Origin of the sequence: Chitinophaga sp. (assembly GCF_036569185.1) — a bacterium.
In the GTDB taxonomy this organism is placed as follows: Bacteria; Bacteroidota; Bacteroidia; order Chitinophagales; family Chitinophagaceae; genus Chitinophaga.
In genome coordinates this window covers 13,543-30,389 of sequence record NZ_DATCRD010000278.1, presented here as the reverse complement: position 1 = coordinate 30,389, position 16,847 = coordinate 13,543, and the positions used below count along the sequence as shown (strand labels likewise).

The window sequence follows — 16,847 nt, the reverse complement described above, 5'->3', positions numbered from 1 at the left end:
AATATATTTATCTTCAGGATATTTTTCTCCCGTTACCTATGAACAAGATTAGCTTACATTGGCCAGCTTTTATTAAAACCCTTTTATTTTTTTTGATATTCACTGTGCTCTGGACAATCTTTTGCAAATCCGTGAGTGAATCGACCAGTAATGGATTGGTTTTCATTACCAGTCTTGGATTCCTGGTCCTTTTCCCGGTATCAATATATATGGGCATGGGGAGAGGAAAGCTAAAGGCACTAGCGACTACCCTGGTTGCCACGATTTTCATATTTGTGGCGGGGTCATTTATTATCGGGCCGCTTGTTAGTTTAATATCAGGGGCTACTATCCTGTACGCGGCGACTAATTCATGTTTCGTAGCCGTTTCCATGACACTTGTATTTGACAAATGCTATGGCATAAAGTTCAGGTATTTTACTATGGGACTGGCCTTCATATCGCTCCTGCTGGCTTATTATATGATTAACTGGTATAATGAAGCGCCGGACAGGTTGTTTGATATTCACCCCAGGTTTGCGATGTTCAATATTTTCCAGGGACTGATGCTTATTCCCCTGTTGTTGGGAATAACAACAGGTACTGCAGGAAAAAACACTGGTTCAAAACAGGAACACGTGGAGCGATAGCTTTATTATCTTATATAAATTGAAAAATGAAAAGCTGCTTCCCCAGGTACCTGGGTTTTATTTAAAATGAAGTACGTTTCCTTTGAAATAATAACTAACCTCGGCTGTTGAAGTGAGGCTCTCCAGGAAATCCTGCAGTTTCTTTTGTTTGTTAATAACGCCGGTGAAACATTTCTTTCCTACTGCGGTATTATCCATAATTATTTCAACATCATACCAGCGCTGAAGGGTGAGCGCAATTTCCTGAACAGGTGTATTGGAGAATAGGTACTGGCCTTTCATCCAGGAGAGTACCTGTCGCTGATCGAAAGGTGCTACCTTTATAGGCGAGCTGCCAGACAAACTGGCCTGGTATCCGGGTTTTAAGCCTATTGTTTGGGCAGATGTGCGCATGTTCACACTTCCTTCCACCAGTGCTACTTTTACGCTGGCCGGATCGTAGGAGTTGATGTTGAAGGAGGTGCCCAATACTTCTATGGCTGCGCCGCCGGGCAAGTGCACGATGAATGGTCTTGACGCATCTTTGGCTACCTGCAGGTAGGCTTCTCCCCTGATATCTATTTCACGGGTATTACCGCTGAAATTTACAGGGAAATGTGCAGTGGTAGCTGCGTTCAGCCAAAGAATGGAACTGTCGGATAACTTAACCTGGTAGTCCATTCCAGACGGAACACTGATGGTGCTCCACTGGTTGCCGGCGCCGCCCTGCAATGTTAATGTTTTACCATTGTTATGAAGGTGCGCGTCTCCGGCTACAATGGCTTCATTACCACCTGCGCTGAGATCAATTTCTTTTCCGTTGTCTATTTTCAGCAGGATGGCTTTAGGCGGTGCAGTAGCCGCTATCTTGCTCGGGGGGGCAGTATGGGGTAAATGAAGATATACTACAGCAGCTATTGCTGCGGCGGCAATACCGGCAGCAATTCCTATATACCTGGTGATCCTTTTTCTTTTTACTTTTTTCAACTCCCTGTTAAGGTTTTCCCATTCTTCGCCAGTATCCAGTTTTTCCATCAGTTCCTTTCCTTTACCTACGGAGAAGACTTGCTGCATTTCCTCCCACATCAACTGTACATCTTCCTGCTCCGAAATCAGGCGCTGCAACAACAGCTCATCTTCCGGATCAATATGATTGTCCAGTTTATCTATCATCAGGCTCTTTATTTCTTCTGCTGTATGGTCCATATATTTTGAGATCAAAGCATTTTCTTTCTTAAAAATTGCAGGGCGCGGGATAGTACCGTTTTAACAGTATTAATGCTTACGCCCAACTCTGCGGCTACATCCGTACGACTCTTCTTTTCTATATAATACAACTGGAAGATCCTGGCCGTTTTAGGCGGCAATTCCCCGATAGCTTCCAGTAAATGATCTGCTCTTTGCTGGTATTGCACAGCAAGGTCTTCATCTCCCTGCACTTTTATCACAGCGGTATCCGCCTGCAAGGCATACCGGTATCCCAATTCCTTTTGTTCCCGTGACTTTTCAGATTTTTTTAAATTAAGACAACGGTTACGGACGCTTTGCGTCAGGTATGCTTTTATGGAGATAATATCCTCCAGGGTTTGTTTATGCCACAGGTCTATAAATATTTCCTGTACCACATCTTTGGCCTGCTGTTCATCTCTCAGCAGGTAAAATGCCTCCATTACCATTCTTCTGTAATGAATGGAAAATATTTCACCAAATGCGTTCTGATCTTGTTCTGGCATTTTGTAGCAGCAATCTAACGTGAAACAGGTTGGAATTTATCTTACAAACCTAAACAAAAAAAATATTCAAAACAGCACAAAAAATTTGTCACCCGTTACCGGGAAAAGTTGTCTATAGATCAAATTTCACGTACCTGAAAAATTGATAACGTATGCCACAATATGTACGAGGTGCTCTTCTTTTTCTATTGTCATGTTTTTCTATTATCCCGGCCAGTGGCCAATTACCGGCAGATAAGATTTCATTGAATGTCAGGAATGTATCATTAAAAGAAATTTTTAATCAGATCACCGCGAAAACGGGTTATGATCTTTTTTACAGCAACCAGCAGATCAACGATCAGCAAAAGGTGTCGCTGAACCTGAAAGACGCCGCCCTCCAGGATGTGCTTAAAGCCGCCCTGGGAAATGCTTTTACCTGGCAGTACCGGGACAAGGTGATCTATATTAAGAAAAAGGATGTCCCGGCCCCGGACTCCACCCGCATTGCCGCCGCACCGGCAGACACGGTAACGCATATTTCCGGGAAGATAACAGACCAAAAAGGTGAGTTACTGCCTGGCGCTTCCGTGAAGCTGAAGGGTACCGATAAAGGCGGGGTGACCAACGAAAAAGGAGAGTTTAATATCCCGGATATTACACACGGGACAGGTGTGCTGGTGGTATCCTATGTGGGGTTTCAGAGCAGGGAAGTGGCCGTGAAGAACCGTTCGCAGATCAATGTAAGCCTGATGGGTGAAGGATCCACCCTGAACGATGTACTGGTAATAGGATATGGCACGGTGAAGAAAAAAGATGTGACCGCATCGGTATCTTCTATTTCAAAAGAGGCGATGTCGGAACGGACGTTGTTTTCCCTGGCAGATGCCATGAAGGGCAAGGCCGCAGGGGTACAGATCACGCAAAACGATGGTACGCCCGGATCTGAAAGCACCATCCGCATCCGCGGTGCAAGCTCTATCAGCGGCGGCAGCACACCGCTGTATGTAATAGATGGCGTGATGCAGGAAAATGCCAACGACATCAACCCGGGCGATATTGAATCCATAGAGATCCTGAAAGACGCCTCCGGTACGGCTATTTACGGCGCCAGGGGCGCCAACGGCGTAATTATGATCACCACTAAAACCGGGAGGGCCGGGAAAACAGTAGTGGAACTGTATACCAATACAGGGTTTCAAACGCCCGGCCACCTGGTTGGCGTAATGGACGCCGCTGAGTATGCACACGCCCGCTACCTGGCTACAGCGTATACCTATTCGCCCGCAGATGCAGCAGATCCGGATAAACCGGCTACCACGCTTACCGGCTATACTTATTTCCGGGATACCCCGTTAGGCAGTCCCGCAGGGTTCTGGGGAGTGGCTACTGATCAAACGTACCACGACTGGTACAACTACAATGATCCGGATTCAGTAAATACCAATTGGCAAAAGGCCATGTTCCAGAACAGTGCAGTGCAGGAATACCGTATCAGTGCTTCAGGGGGCTCAAAAGACACGAAATTTTCTTTTATGGGAGGTTATCTTAACCAGGGAGGTTTAATCGTTTTTAGCGGCTATGAGCGCTTTAACGGGCGGTTTAATTTCCAGCAGAAGTTATCGCCGGCGGTAACCCTCACCAGTAACATTTCCGGCAGCCGTACTAACATCAACGGTTTTATCTCCGGCTCACAGAATGGCGGCATTACCTCCAACGCGGTTATCACCAGCATGTTCAGCCAGCAGCCGGTAAAGCCCCTGTCTTTTTCCGATATTGAAGACAATGAAGGGGTGGAAGGCTATATCAGCACCAACCCCTATTCGCTGGCAAAGAATGTTACCAATAAAAGATCCAATGCAGAATGGGTAACCCGCTTGGCGCTCGACTGGAATATCAATAAACACTTCACCTTCCGCACCACAGGCAATTATTCTGCCGTAAATACCAACACAGACGCCTATTATCCCAAGAATACCTCTTCAGGTGCGAAGTACGACGGACGCGCCGTGCTGGCAAGAGGCGCTACCGATAAACTGATGAATGAAAACCTGCTGTATTATAAAGGCAACATCGGCAGGGATCATAGCATCAATGTGATGGGCGGCGCTATCATTGAACAGAATAAAACGAGCCTTGTTACTGCAGAAAACCAGCATTACGATATAGAACTGTTAGGCCCCTACGGCCTGGGAAATGGTACCGTGCCCGTAATACCTACTTACAATATCACCAAATGGACGATGGCCTCTTTTCTGGGCCGGGCGGAATATAACTACCGGCAGAAATATATGGCTACGCTTACCATGAGGGCCGATGGATCTTCCCGTTTCAGTAAAGATAACAAGTGGGGATACTTTCCTTCCGCCGCCATAGCCTGGAGAGCCAGCGAAGAAAAATTTCTGAAACAGGTACATGCCATCAGTAACTTAAAGTTCCGCGCCAGCCTGGGGCAAAGCGGTAATACCGCTATTCCGTCTTACCTCACTTTATCTACTATCACCACTTACTTTTCCCCCATGGACGGCTATGTGCCGGATTTCGGGGTGGTGGTGGAAAGACCGGAAAATCCTTCCCTGAAATGGGAAACTACTACGCAGGTTGATGCAGGTATGGATCTTGGATTATGGAATGATAAGGTAAATATTACGGCAGACTGGTACCTGAAGCGTACAAAGGATTTGCTGATAGAACAGATAACTCCCGGTTACAGCGGTTACAGGAGCGCATGGAATAACCTCGGCTCCATCCAGAACAGCGGGCTGGAATTTAATATCAGTTCACTGTTGGTGACCCGCGCGCAATTCGGCTGGAACCTGGATGCCAACATCGGTTTCAACCGTTCAAAAGCCCTGGAAATAGGGCCTGATCTGGGCCTTGATCCCGGCGTGGTTTCGGGGATAGGTACTACCGCCATTATCCGTAACGGGCAGCCTATAGGACAATGGTTCGGATACCAGACCAATGGAATTTTTCAATCGCAGGCTGAAATAGACGCTTCGGGGCTTACGGTGATCAATGGTCAGGCTATCAGTAAAATACGGCCGGGTACCAGGAAGTTCATCGACCAGAACGGCGATGGCATTATCAATACATCCGACAGGGTAGTGCTTGGAAAAGGACAGCCGTCTTTTACCGGAGGTCTTACAAACGCTATCCGTTATAAGGCGTTTAACCTGAATGTAGTGGTACAGTACAGCTATGGCAATAAACTGTATAATGCCAACAGGGTGGCAATGGAAGCAGGACGAAGCACCAATAATATGTCGAAAGGATCAGTGAATGCCTGGAGGCCTTCGCTGTACGATATGACTTCAGGAGCGCTGGTAGAAAAAGGAAACCCGGATAACCGCTACCGTATGCCCGGTAGCCCGGAAGAGTTGCTGATGTTGTCGGACTGGATTGAAGACGGCAGCTTCATCCGCCTCAGCGATGTAACGTTGTCTTATCACTTTAAAGCCAGGCAGATAGCAAACGTGACGCTTTTTGTAAGCGGGAAAAATCTCTGGGTAAGTACAAAATACTCAGGTTATGATCCGGAGGTAAATACCCGCCAGGGCGGATTCGGAGACCTCATGCCATCGTTGGATTATGCTTCCTATCCACGTTCCAGGGTATACTCATTTGGTTTAAAAGCTCAATTCTAAATGATTATGAGATCAGCTATTATACTTGCGTGCGCAATTGTGTTCTTTTCTTCCTGCAAAAAATTCCTGGAAGAAAAACCGCAAACCCAATATACAACGGATAATTTTTTTGTAGACAAAGCTACGTTGGATGCAGGCATTGTAGGAATGTATTCCTCCGCAAAAGACCTGTTCGGCGTATATACCAATACCCCGTTGTTCATGACAGAAATAGGTACGGATGAAGCTATGTTCAAAGGCACTTCAGGAGTGCGTTTTAATTTCGACCGTTACACCTTCTCTGTAAGTGAGGGATCGATCTATGAATATTGGATCAGGCATTATGAAATTGCAGCAAGGGCCAATATTGTAATAGACGCCGCCGGCAGGATTACAACTATTTCAGATGCCGACCGTAAAGTGATTACGGGAGAAGCCCGGTTTATACGCGCCTTTGTATATTTCAGGCTGGTACAGGCTTTTGGCGATATCCCCCTTATAGATAAACCTATCTCCGGTAAGTTTGACTATGGTCTTCCGCGGCGGCCATTAAAAGAAGTATACGATTTCATTCTCAGTGATCTCACTTTTGCCGCGCAGGACGGAGTACTTACCCGCCAGAAAACAAATGACGGGCACGCCAATCAATGGGCTGCCAAATCCTTACTGGGTAAGGTTTACCTGACAATGGCATCGGCAAAGGAAACAGCCCTTGCCAAGCAAACCGGAAAAGTAGATGGCTACAAGAATATTGAGATGGATGTAAAAGCCCTGTACACAAAGGCATGGGAAACCCTGAAAGATGTAAAGGATAACAGCGGGGCCGACCTGCTGCCGGTTTACGGGGATGTATTTAAAATTGAGAATAAGAATGTAAACAGGGAATCGTTGTTTGAACTGCAGTTCAGCTCGGTAGTTCCTTATGGCACACAATGGACCAAAGAATATGGCATGGCCTATACGGGGGGAATGGTGAACGGGAACCCGCTTTACTACACCAATTCCATGGCTGGTGTGAACAACCTCGTATATGTACCGAAGTTTTATACCTACTACAAGAAAAGCCTCAAAGATGTGGATTATGATAAAAGAAGGGTATGGAACCTTTCTGATTCTATGATCAATGTGGCTAACAATGCACCTTCTAAATTAACGTATATCTGGACCTCGCCCTATACGCCGGATGCTTATAACCAAAGCATCCTGGGCCGTTGCGGCGTTACAAAATACCGCTGGGGCGCCAACTGGCAAACCACCTCCCAATACCTGTATTCCAATTGCCCGAATAATGTGATAGTACTGCGGTTTGCAGATGTGTTGCTGATGTTTGCCGAAGCGGATTATAAAATGAACGGAATAATTTCCGCAGAAGGACTGGCGGCTATTAATAAAGTACGGCAACGCGCACGTGGACTGAATGCCAGCGGCGCTCCGGTGACAGCAGCGGAAACACCTGGATTTAATGATTATACCGCAGCAGATATCACTACAGATGAAATATTGATGGAACGCGCCCGCGAGCTGTGCTTTGAATTCCAGCGATGGTTCGACCTGGCGCGCACGGGCAGGTTTGAAGCATTCCTGAAAAAGAACCGGGACCCCGCAAATACAAAAATTGTAAATACGGCTACCAGTTTTGACCCGGCGAAACATTACCTGTTCCCTATTCCGCAATCTGAAATAGATCTGTCTACCAACAAAGAAAATTTTAAACAAAACCCGAATTATTAAGATGAAAGTAAGAAGCGTATTAATCAAATGGGTCATCGGAATGATCTTCCCGTGTTTCGCAATGGCAGGTAACACGGCGCCGCAAACATACGATGTGGTAGTTTACGGTGGTACGGCATCGGGCGTGATGGCAGCTGTTACTGCTGCCCGCGAAGGACTTAAAGTGGCTATACTTGAACCTAAAAAACACCTCGGCGGTATGGTATCCGGCGGTCTTTCTGCCACCGATCTCGGACGTAAAGATGTGATTGGTGGATATGCAAAGGAACTGTATCAGCGCTGTGGTAAATATTATGGTCTGAAAGATACCGTAGCCTGGTTTCCTGAACCGCATGTGGCAGAAAAAATATTAAATGATATGGTGAAAGAAGCCAACGTCGCCGTATTTATCAATCACCGGCTAAAGGAAAAGAATGGTGTGAAAAAGAAAGAAGGCAGGATAACAGAGATCACCATGGAAAACGGCGCCTCCTTTTCTGCCAGGGTATTTATTGACGCTACTTATGAAGGCGACCTGATGGCGTTTTCCGGTGTATCCTATATTGTTGGAAGGGAAGCGCAGAGCGAGTATGATGAATATTCCGCCGGTATCCGGGAAGGATCCGGGACCAGGAGCGCTTATGAAAACGGGAAGTTATTGCCAGGTATTCAGCCAGTGCCTCCTGGTCCAATAGGAGCCGGCGATAAGAAAACCCAGGCTTACAATTTCAGGCTTTCCCTTACCAACAATAAAGCGAACCAGGTGCCCTATCCGAAGCCGGCAAATTATGACCCGGCCCGGTATATTGAGCTGTACTATTCTACCATGGACGCCATTAATAAACTGGGCGCCGCAACAGCAGCAGCAAAATTATTTCCAGGCATGGGCAAAATCCCCAACAGTAAAGTAGATCTTAATACCGCTGATTATGTTGGTGGTAACTGGGATTATCCTGATGGTTCCTACAAACGCCGGGCAGAGATCTGGCAGGATCATATCAACTATGTAGCCGGGTATGTTTATTTCCTGGCAAATGATCCGCGCCTGCCTGCTGAATTCAGGGATGTATTTAACCAGTGGGGATTGTCGAAAGATGAATTTGCCGATAACAATAACTGGCCTTATGAATTGTATGTACGCGAAGCCCGCCGTATGACCGGCGATTGGGTGATGACACAGAAAGATGTGGTGTCAGAAATGCAGAAACCCGATCCGGTTGGCTTAGGTTCTTACGGCCTTGACGTGCACCGGGTACAGGGCTATGCCGATAGTAAAGGTCGCCTTAAATATGAAGGTGGTCTGCAACGTACCGAGCCTGAACGCATGAAACATATTCCTTACCAGATACCTTACCGCGTATTGCTGCCAAAGCGGAAAGAAATTTCCAACCTGCTGGTAACGGTATGTATCTCTGCCAGTCATGTGGTATATGCTACCATCCGGATGGAGCCTCAGTATATGATCATGGGGCAGGCCGCGGGAGAAGCTGCCGTACTGGCTGTTAAGGAGAATAAAGCTGTGCAGGATGTAGATACAAAGGTATTGGGCAGTAAACTGGCGCAACAGGGTGCTAAGCTGGAATCAAAAATAAAAGAGCTCAGCGACCTGCCGGCGCCGGCATCAATTGACTAAATATGCGATCATTTGTTTTTTTATTATTGTGCTGGCTGCCGGCTCATGCGGGCTGGTGGCCGGCGCAAAAAGCACCCCGCTCAATTGTAATTGCAGGCATACAGCATTCTTCCGATATGCCCGAAATGAACCTGGCACAATCTGTTGCTGGCCTGGCCGCACAGGCATTAAATGATGGCACCGGTGATGAGGGTGTATGGATTGAAACCACTAACGCTATCTACCGTACTTATTTTAATTCGCTGGTAAGAAGATTAAAAGCCGGAACACCCGGTACATTCACCGCCTGGCAACTGGTTGACAGGTATAAGGAAAAAGGCATCATCAAAGGTTATATCCTGTATGATTTCAGCAGGAAGGATAATTCGGTGAACCTGGCCACTATGTATGCGGCCCTGGAAAAAGGTATCCTGGTGGATGTCACACAGGAAGCCATAGCCCGGAGTAAGGGCCTGCAAAAACTTTACGATGCCACGCACGCAGTTTTGGATACTGCGGTGCTCAGAGCATTGTTACCTAAGCTGAATCCTCACCTGTTAGTGATTGGAAACCCTGCATATCCGAATAACAGGGACTACGCGATTGCGCAAAAAAGTGTAGTGTATTATGGGGTTGATAGCCTTTTCCAATCTGTTATAAAATGGGTAAAACCACTGTCGCCCGTGATAGGCTGGAATGCAGGCGAAGAATTTAAACATATAGAACCCTGCACCAGCTGGGGTCTCATTAATACGGCTTCGGATTGGTGTATGAACCTGCCTTTATTGTCGATACCGCCGGTGAACAGGTTACCGCAGATCCGCACACTTAACCCAAAGGATATTAACTGGCAGGAGCATGCCAATTACCATGCCTTTGTAATGAGTGATGGTGACAATATGCAATGGACGTTTGGTAATTTTCTTAACAACAGGGACTACTGGAACAATCCATACAATGAAAGTATTCCTATGTCGTTCACCAGCTGCGTACTTAACCTGGTGCAGGCTGGCAGCGATGTATACAGTTACCTCGTAAAAACACAACCCGGGCATACTTCTGTGGTGGAATACGGTGGCGGCTATTATTATCCTGATCTCTTTGCAAGATTAAGACCAGATCGGGAAAAGCTGCTCCGCGAATATGCGGGCATGATCAATGCACAAATGAAAATAACCGGTACAAAAGTTTTTGGGTTTATCTGTAAAGATGTTTCCTGTGAAGAGGCCCTGGAAGCTTACCGCATATATGCCGAAGAGATAGAAGACCTTACAGGCATGATAGCAGTGCAGTACTCGCCTTATAACGGTGGTGGCGGAAAAGTTTTCTGGGTAAAAAATAAAAAAGGAACAGCCATCCCCATAGTTACCTGTAAATACCAGCTGTGGGCCAATCTCAGCAGGCAGGGCTCGGGCGATCCTGTGCAGCTTGCCGGCTGGATAAATGAAGACAATGCGCCGTCTCCTTCCGCCAATAAACAATTAAACTGGACCATTGTACATGCCTGGTCATATTTCAGCGATAGTATTACACATCATTCCATTGTTACAAAAGATAAAAAAAACATTGCCGCCGAACGTGGCGTAACACCGGTAAAATGGACCAAAGATCTTCTTGATAAAGGAACAAAAGTGGTTTCCATTGAAGAGCTTTTATGGCGGATCAGGATGCAGCACAATCCTGCAGAAACGCTTAAAGCAGCCGGGATTCATCAATAATCAGCGAAACATTATGCAAAAAAATACGAGGGCAAGCCAGCTGCTTTCCATACCGGTGATTGTAGCGGCAATAGAATTATTATCTCTTCAAAACATATAAATGATGAAGAAAAGAAACTTTCTTTTGGCAGCGCTTATTTTTTCAATGGCTGCAAAAGCGCAGCAAACTTATGATATATGCGTGTATGGTGGTACTTCCGGTGGTGTAATGGCGGCGTATGCAGCAAAGAAAATGGGGAAGTCGGTGTTGTTGATTGAGCCGGGAAAACATCTTGGCGGCATGTCGTCCGGGGGATTGGGATATACTGATATCGGTAACAAATATGCCGTAACCGGTTTGGGAATCGACTTTTACCGCAGGGTGGGTAAACATTACGGCCAGTTTGAATCCTGGATATTTGAGCCACATGTAGCAGAAGAAGTATTCATGCAGTACATCCGGGAAGCCGGTGTACCGGTACTTTACCAGTCGAGGATTGTATCGGCAGTAAAGAAAAACGGGTTTATAAAAGAGATTTCGCTGGAAGATACACAGGCGCCATCTGCGCAGCAAAAAATTATCCGTGCAACTGTTTTTATTGATTGTTCTTATGAAGGCGACCTGATGGCAAGGGCCGGCGTGTCTTATATGGTAGGAAGAGAATCTTCCTCGGTTTACAACGAATCGTATAATGGCGTACAGGTGCAGCCGCCGGCCACTCCGCAGCATGGCAACCAGGTGCCCGATGGCGTAGATCCGTATAAGATACCCGGCAATCCATCCAGCGGTTTGTTGTGGGGTATCAGCAATGCAAAACTGGCGCCCATAGGCAGTGGCGATAACCATGTACAGGCATATAATTTCCGCATTTGTTTAACAGACGATCCTGCCAACAGGATACCTATCACCCGCCCGGAAGATTATGATTCCAGTCGCTATGAGTTACTACCCCGCTATATTGCAAAGCTTACCACGCCAAATGATATCAGGGAGATACTGAAGTTTGACCTGATGCCTAATCATAAAACAGATATCAATAATGGTGGTGGCTTTTCTACAGATATGATAGGCAGGAACTGGGAATACCCGGATGGTGACTATACCACCAGGGAAAGGATCCGGAAGGAGCATGAATTGTATAACAAAGGCCTGTTGTATTTTATAGGACATGATCCGCGTATCCCGGATAGCGTGCGCCAGTTCATGCTGAACTGGGGATACCCGAAAGATGAATACGCTGATAATGGCCACTGGAGCCCGCAAATGTATATCAGGGAAGCCCGCAGGATGCGTGGCGCTTATGTGATGACACAAGCCAATTGCGAGCGGAAGGAAATAGTAACAGACGGTATAGGGATGGCCGCTTACGGTATGGATTCGCACAATACGCAGCGACTTGTGATAAACGGAATGGTGAAGAATGAAGGCGATGTGGAAAAAGGTGGCGCCGGCCCCTATCCTATTGCCTATCGCTCGTTAACGCCTAAAGAAAGTGAATGCAAGAATTTACTGGTGCCTGTTTGCTTATCCGCCAGTCATATTGGTTACGGATCTATCAGGATGGAGCCTGTGTTCATGGTATTGGGGCAATCTGCCGCGATAGCCGCTGCGTTTGCAGTAGATGGACGAACCAGCGTGCAGCAGGTAGACGTAAGGAAGATACAGGCGCTTTTGGCTGCCAATCCGCTCCTGAATGGCAGTACGCCGGAAATACTGGTAGATAATGATGATACTGCCCACGTGGAAGTAACCGGGAAATGGGCCCTGAAAAAAGGAGGCACTTATGGCCCATCAGCTTATTATTCCGTTGTGAATGATCAGCCCAAATCCGTAAAATTTATACCGGAAGTGAAGAAGAATGGAAGCTATGATATTTACACTTACGTGCTGCCAAGGGTCGACAATATATCTCCCGTTACCAAAGTGACCGTTTTTGATGGCAGGCAGTCTAAAGAAATAACGATTGTGAAGGAGAAGGTGATCGTCAACGGGCAAACCAGCGGGGAATGGGTACACCTGGGAAAATTCAATCTGCCGGCAGGCAAAAAAGCAGGAGTAACTATTTCCAACAGGGAAGCGGCTGGCGTAATTGTAGCAGACGCTGTACTGCTGGTGCCCGTACAATAATTTTCACTTAAATCAGCTTATCCTTATTCGCTTAGTAAATAATTATTCTCTTTCCTTATCTAAAATTTCAAATGTTTGTTCAATCCGCTCCCCGTTTTCATCTACCAGCGTAATGGTATGTTTGCCGGCAGCGGGATGCAGGGCCATTTGGTGAAATTCTGTAGTGGCCCCAATAAAATTGTTGTCGAGATGCCAGAATATTTTAGTGGCATTATTGCGGTGTGTGGCGGTAAAGATGGTTTGCCCTGGTTTCCCGTCGATTTCAACGGGAACGAATATACGGGCGCCGGGCCGTGGATAGATCAGTTCCATAGGCGCCTTGTCCAGTCCCAATGAAGCCAGGCAATCGGGTTTGTAAGGCGGCAGTTGCTGGTAATAATTCTTGCTGCGATAGTAATATTCCTGTGAGGGCGGCAATACAAACCAGGATTTGTGCTGCATGAGCGAGGGAGATTCGCAGGCCTCTGTTACCCGCCACTGGCCGGTTCTGTCGAGATGCACCAGTTGATGGTAAGGACATACGCCTGCACGGATGCCTGCCGCCGGTACGTAAATCGAATCTTTTTCCTCGCACAGCTCACCGGCGCGGTATCCGCTTTTGCGGCATACCTCAATTTTTTTCATCTGCTGGTAAGGCGGATCAAACCAGCCGCTGGTATGCAGTAAACGGAATACATCAAACAGGATGGGCGCTGCAGTAGATACGCCTATGAGGCCAGGCCGGCCTTCTCCATCGGCATTTCCTACCCATACGCCTACTACATACTGAGGTGTTACACCAATGGCCCATCCATCGCGGAACCCAAAGCTGGTGCCTGTTTTCCAGGCGATGCGCTGCGAAGAAGAGAACTGTTGCCACAGCAGTTCTTCGCCAGGCCGCATTACTTCCGTCATGGCCTGGAAGGCATACCAGATGGAACCGGCATCCAGCAAACCATCTTTGCTCAAACCGTATTTCGAGGGATACCGGGTATTAAGGCGGTAGTTGGGCGGATGAATATCGTCCATATCATATTTACCCTTGTATTGATCCATATGCAGCAGTGTGCGGGCCATGCTGGCATACATACCGCACATTTCCCAGAGAGTGGTTTCTCCGCCGCCCAGGATCAGTGACAACCCATAATGATCAGCCGGTTTATTCAGGGTAGTGATCCCCATTTTCTGCAGCAGGGAATGGAACCGCTCATAGCGGTACTGTTGCAGCATGCGCACTGCCGGGATATTGAGCGACCGGGCCAGCGCGCGGGAGGCTGGAACGGCGCCATCGTAACCAAGGTCAAAGTTCTGGGGGGAATAGCCGGCTATTTGCGTAGGAATATCAGGTATCAATGTATTGGGTAATATAAGCCCGTCGTTGAGCATAGCGGCATATAATATGGGCTTGAGTGTGCTACCCGGGCTTCTTCTGGCCTGTATAATATCCACATGGCTTTCCAGCTCGGGGTCTGAAGGGTGATAGATATTGCCTACATAGGCAAGCGTATTGCCGGTTTCCACATCCAGTACCAATACGGCTGCATTGTTGATGCCATTGGCTTTATAGCTATTGTGATACCGTTCCGCGATGGCGGTGGCATTGTGCTGCAGATCTGCCAGCAGCGTGGTTTTAATGCGCGTGGGCTCGCTGGTTTGCTGCTGCTGGTAGTCGCGGCGGAACAGATCCAATAAGTGCGGCGCTTCCTGTGGCAGGGGTAATGGCTGATCAGGCAGGGGCTCCATTTTGGCCAGCTGGCAGGTGATGCTGTCGATAGTGTGCTGGCGGTATAGTTTATTCAGGAGCTGATTTCGTTTATTCAGCAACGTTACCCGGTTACGGCCCGGATGTACCAATGCAGGGCTGTTGGGCAATACCGCCAGCGCAGCCATTTCGCCCCACGACAACAGGTCGGCTTTGCGGCCATAATACCGCCAGGCGGCGGCTTCCAGCCCAACAACGTTACCGCCAAAAGGAGCGTTGGCGGCGTATAAGGCTATAATCTTCTTTTTAGAAGCCGCAAACTCCAGCCGGGTGGCCAGTACCGCTTCCATTATTTTCTGCCAGATGTTTCGTGGCTGGTTGCGCGATAGCCGTATCACCTGCATGGTGAGCGTGCTGCCTCCACTTACCACTTTCCTGCCTCGTGCATTTTGATTAATAGCCCTTCCTATAGCAATGGGATCTATGCCCCAGTGGTAATAAAAGCGTTTATCTTCATAGGCTATAATACACTTTTCGAATTTATCCGGTACATGCGCATTATAAGGGAAGCGCCATTGGCCATCCGGTGCAATGCTGGCATTGAGCAGATCGCCGTTGCTGTCTTCCAGCACATAGGAAGTAGGGCTGGTGAAGAGTTGTTTGGGTAAACAAAAGTAATAGGCAATAAGTATAACAGCGGCGCCTGTAAGCCACCACTTTTTTTTGATGCACCATTGTTTAAAGGTATCGTACTTCATTACTTTTTTATGCGCGTTCAAAGATAGGTTAATTGATTGTTTTGAGCTGATGCACCAGGTAGGGAATTTAGAGAGAGGCTTGGTTTGGTTACAGCAATTATGCCCGGCTCCTGGTTGTATCTCTAAGTTTATTCATTTCAATAACTTTAAAAAAACGCCGGCATAGCAATGGAATATGTTGTAAGTCCAGCATGCAACAGGATACGCGCAAATAGCAGATATTATTTCATAGCAATGGAATATGTTGTAAGCCCGGCTCCCGGTCATAGCTGTAAATTTATCCCTCTGCATAAAAATTATTTTGTACCAATTGGTAAAATATATATATCTTTATACCAGCAAATTACTTTTTATAATAACCGGCAGATAGCCCGGTATTTTTTTAAATCAATAATGTACTAAATGGTACAAAATAATATTTATATGGAAACACTCACTACTACCACCGTTCTGCACAAAACGATTACCGTTAACGGTCTTAATATTTTTTACCGGGAAGCAGGTCCGGCAAATGCACCTGTAATACTGCTGTTGCACGGTTTTCCGTCTACTTCACATATGTACCGCGACCTGATCCGGGACCTGGCCAACAGCTATCATGTAATTGCCCCGGATTATCCGGGATTTGGGCAAAGCAGTATCCCGGCGTTATCTGAATTTGAATATACGTTTGATAACCTGGCGTTGGTAGTGGAACAGTTTATTGATCAGCTGGGGTTAACAAAATTCAGCTGGTACCTGCAGGATTACGGCGGTCCCATCGGGTTCAGGATCATTAGCAAAAGACCTGAACTGGTAGAGGCGTTGATCATACAAAATGCCAATGTATATAACGAAGGACTTGGCCCTGTGGTCCAGGAAATTGGCGCACTGCAGCAGGCGGGAGATGAGAAAGCATTGGACGCTGCTATAGCATGTAAGCTAAGCCTCGAAAAAATTAAAGAAGAACATCTGCTGGGCGCCGCCAACCCGGAAACAGTGAGCCCGGATAGCTATGAGCTGGCACACGCCTATATGGCAAGACCCGGTGTGGAAGCGGTACAGGTGGCCCTTTTCCGGAACTATGGTACCAACTTTCCAAAGTACCCTGAATGGCAGCAGTACCTGCGTACACATCAGCCACGGGTGCTGGTGGTATGGGGCAAAAACGACCTTATTTTTACCTGGCCCGGTGCAGAAGCCTATAAAAAAGATGTGCCCGGTGCAGAAGTGCACCTGTTAGATGGCAGCCACTTTGCATTGGAAGAATATCATGAAGAAATAGCTGCGCTGATACACGATTTCCTGAAAAGATAACAGCTTTAATTGTTGTACA

10 protein-coding genes are annotated in these 16,847 nt (G+C 47.1%); 7 read left to right on the top strand and 3 right to left on the bottom strand.

The window, feature by feature from the left end; translation table 11 throughout:
- Window positions 1–131 precede the first annotated feature (131 nt).
- A complete protein-coding gene (locus tag VIM72_RS21475; RefSeq protein WP_332004880.1) occupies window positions 132–629 on the top strand; it encodes a hypothetical protein in 498 nt (165 codons plus the stop codon).
- A 57-nt stretch (window positions 630–686) separates the two neighbouring features.
- On the opposite strand, the gene VIM72_RS21470 is transcribed toward VIM72_RS21475, so the two are convergent.
- Both VIM72_RS21470 and VIM72_RS21465 read right to left on the bottom strand, forming a co-directional pair.
- Window positions 687–1,814 carry a FecR family protein gene (locus VIM72_RS21470; protein WP_332004879.1) on the bottom strand — a complete coding sequence of 376 codons (1,128 nt, stop codon included), beginning with the start codon at window positions 1,812–1,814 and terminating at the stop codon, window positions 687–689.
- An 11-nt stretch (window positions 1,815–1,825) separates the two neighbouring features.
- Window positions 1,826–2,341 (bottom strand): RNA polymerase sigma factor, encoded by a 516-nt coding sequence (locus VIM72_RS21465; RefSeq protein ID WP_332004878.1) that lies wholly within the window; start codon window positions 2,339–2,341, stop codon window positions 1,826–1,828.
- A gap of 152 nt (window positions 2,342–2,493) precedes the next feature.
- Between VIM72_RS21465 and VIM72_RS21460 the strand changes: the two genes are divergently transcribed.
- From VIM72_RS21460 to VIM72_RS21440, 5 genes are all read left to right on the top strand, one after another.
- Complete coding sequence (locus VIM72_RS21460) at window positions 2,494–5,967, top strand: TonB-dependent receptor (protein ID WP_332004877.1); 3,474 nt, start codon at window positions 2,494–2,496, stop codon at window positions 5,965–5,967.
- A 6-nt stretch (window positions 5,968–5,973) separates the two neighbouring features.
- The gene (locus tag VIM72_RS21455) at window positions 5,974–7,677 is read left to right on the top strand and encodes a RagB/SusD family nutrient uptake outer membrane protein (RefSeq protein ID WP_332004876.1); all 1,704 of its coding nucleotides are present in this window, start codon (window positions 5,974–5,976) and stop codon (window positions 7,675–7,677) included.
- 1 nt (window position 7,678) lies between these two features.
- A complete protein-coding gene (locus tag VIM72_RS21450; RefSeq protein WP_332004875.1) occupies window positions 7,679–9,289 on the top strand; it encodes an FAD-dependent oxidoreductase in 1,611 nt (536 codons plus the stop codon).
- A gap of 2 nt (window positions 9,290–9,291) precedes the next feature.
- Window positions 9,292–10,986, top strand: a complete 1,695-nt coding sequence (locus VIM72_RS21445; protein ID WP_332004874.1) for a hypothetical protein — start codon at window positions 9,292–9,294, stop codon at window positions 10,984–10,986.
- A 103-nt stretch (window positions 10,987–11,089) separates the two neighbouring features.
- Window positions 11,090–13,093 (top strand): FAD-dependent oxidoreductase, encoded by a 2,004-nt coding sequence (locus VIM72_RS21440; RefSeq protein ID WP_332004873.1) that lies wholly within the window; start codon window positions 11,090–11,092, stop codon window positions 13,091–13,093.
- A 42-nt stretch (window positions 13,094–13,135) separates the two neighbouring features.
- Here the strand turns inward: VIM72_RS21440 and pbpC are convergent, their stop codons facing one another.
- The gene (pbpC, locus tag VIM72_RS21435) at window positions 13,136–15,553 is read right to left on the bottom strand and encodes a penicillin-binding protein 1C (protein ID WP_332004872.1); all 2,418 of its coding nucleotides are present in this window, start codon (window positions 15,551–15,553) and stop codon (window positions 13,136–13,138) included.
- 402 nt (window positions 15,554–15,955) lie between these two features.
- Here pbpC and VIM72_RS21430 point away from each other — a divergent pair, with 402 nt between their 5' ends.
- Window positions 15,956–16,828 (top strand): alpha/beta hydrolase, encoded by an 873-nt coding sequence (locus VIM72_RS21430; RefSeq protein WP_332004871.1) that lies wholly within the window; start codon window positions 15,956–15,958, stop codon window positions 16,826–16,828.
- Window positions 16,829–16,847 lie beyond the last annotated feature (19 nt).

Bases quoted from the DNA above. Each gene is read 5' to 3' on its own strand.
- VIM72_RS21470 (WP_332004879.1), bottom strand. From the start codon at position 1,814: ATGGACCATACAGCAGAAGAAATAAAGAGCCTGATGATAGATAAACTG.
- VIM72_RS21465 (WP_332004878.1), bottom strand. From the start codon at position 2,341: ATGCCAGAACAAGATCAGAACGCATTTGGTGAAATATTTTCCATTCAT.
- VIM72_RS21460 (WP_332004877.1), top strand. From the start codon at position 2,494: ATGCCACAATATGTACGAGGTGCTCTTCTTTTTCTATTGTCATGTTTT.
- VIM72_RS21455 (WP_332004876.1), top strand. From the start codon at position 5,974: ATGAGATCAGCTATTATACTTGCGTGCGCAATTGTGTTCTTTTCTTCC.
- VIM72_RS21450 (WP_332004875.1), top strand. From the start codon at position 7,679: ATGAAAGTAAGAAGCGTATTAATCAAATGGGTCATCGGAATGATCTTC.
- VIM72_RS21445 (WP_332004874.1), top strand. From the start codon at position 9,292: ATGCGATCATTTGTTTTTTTATTATTGTGCTGGCTGCCGGCTCATGCG.
- VIM72_RS21440 (WP_332004873.1), top strand. From the start codon at position 11,090: ATGAAGAAAAGAAACTTTCTTTTGGCAGCGCTTATTTTTTCAATGGCT.
- VIM72_RS21430 (WP_332004871.1), top strand. From the start codon at position 15,956: ATGGAAACACTCACTACTACCACCGTTCTGCACAAAACGATTACCGTT.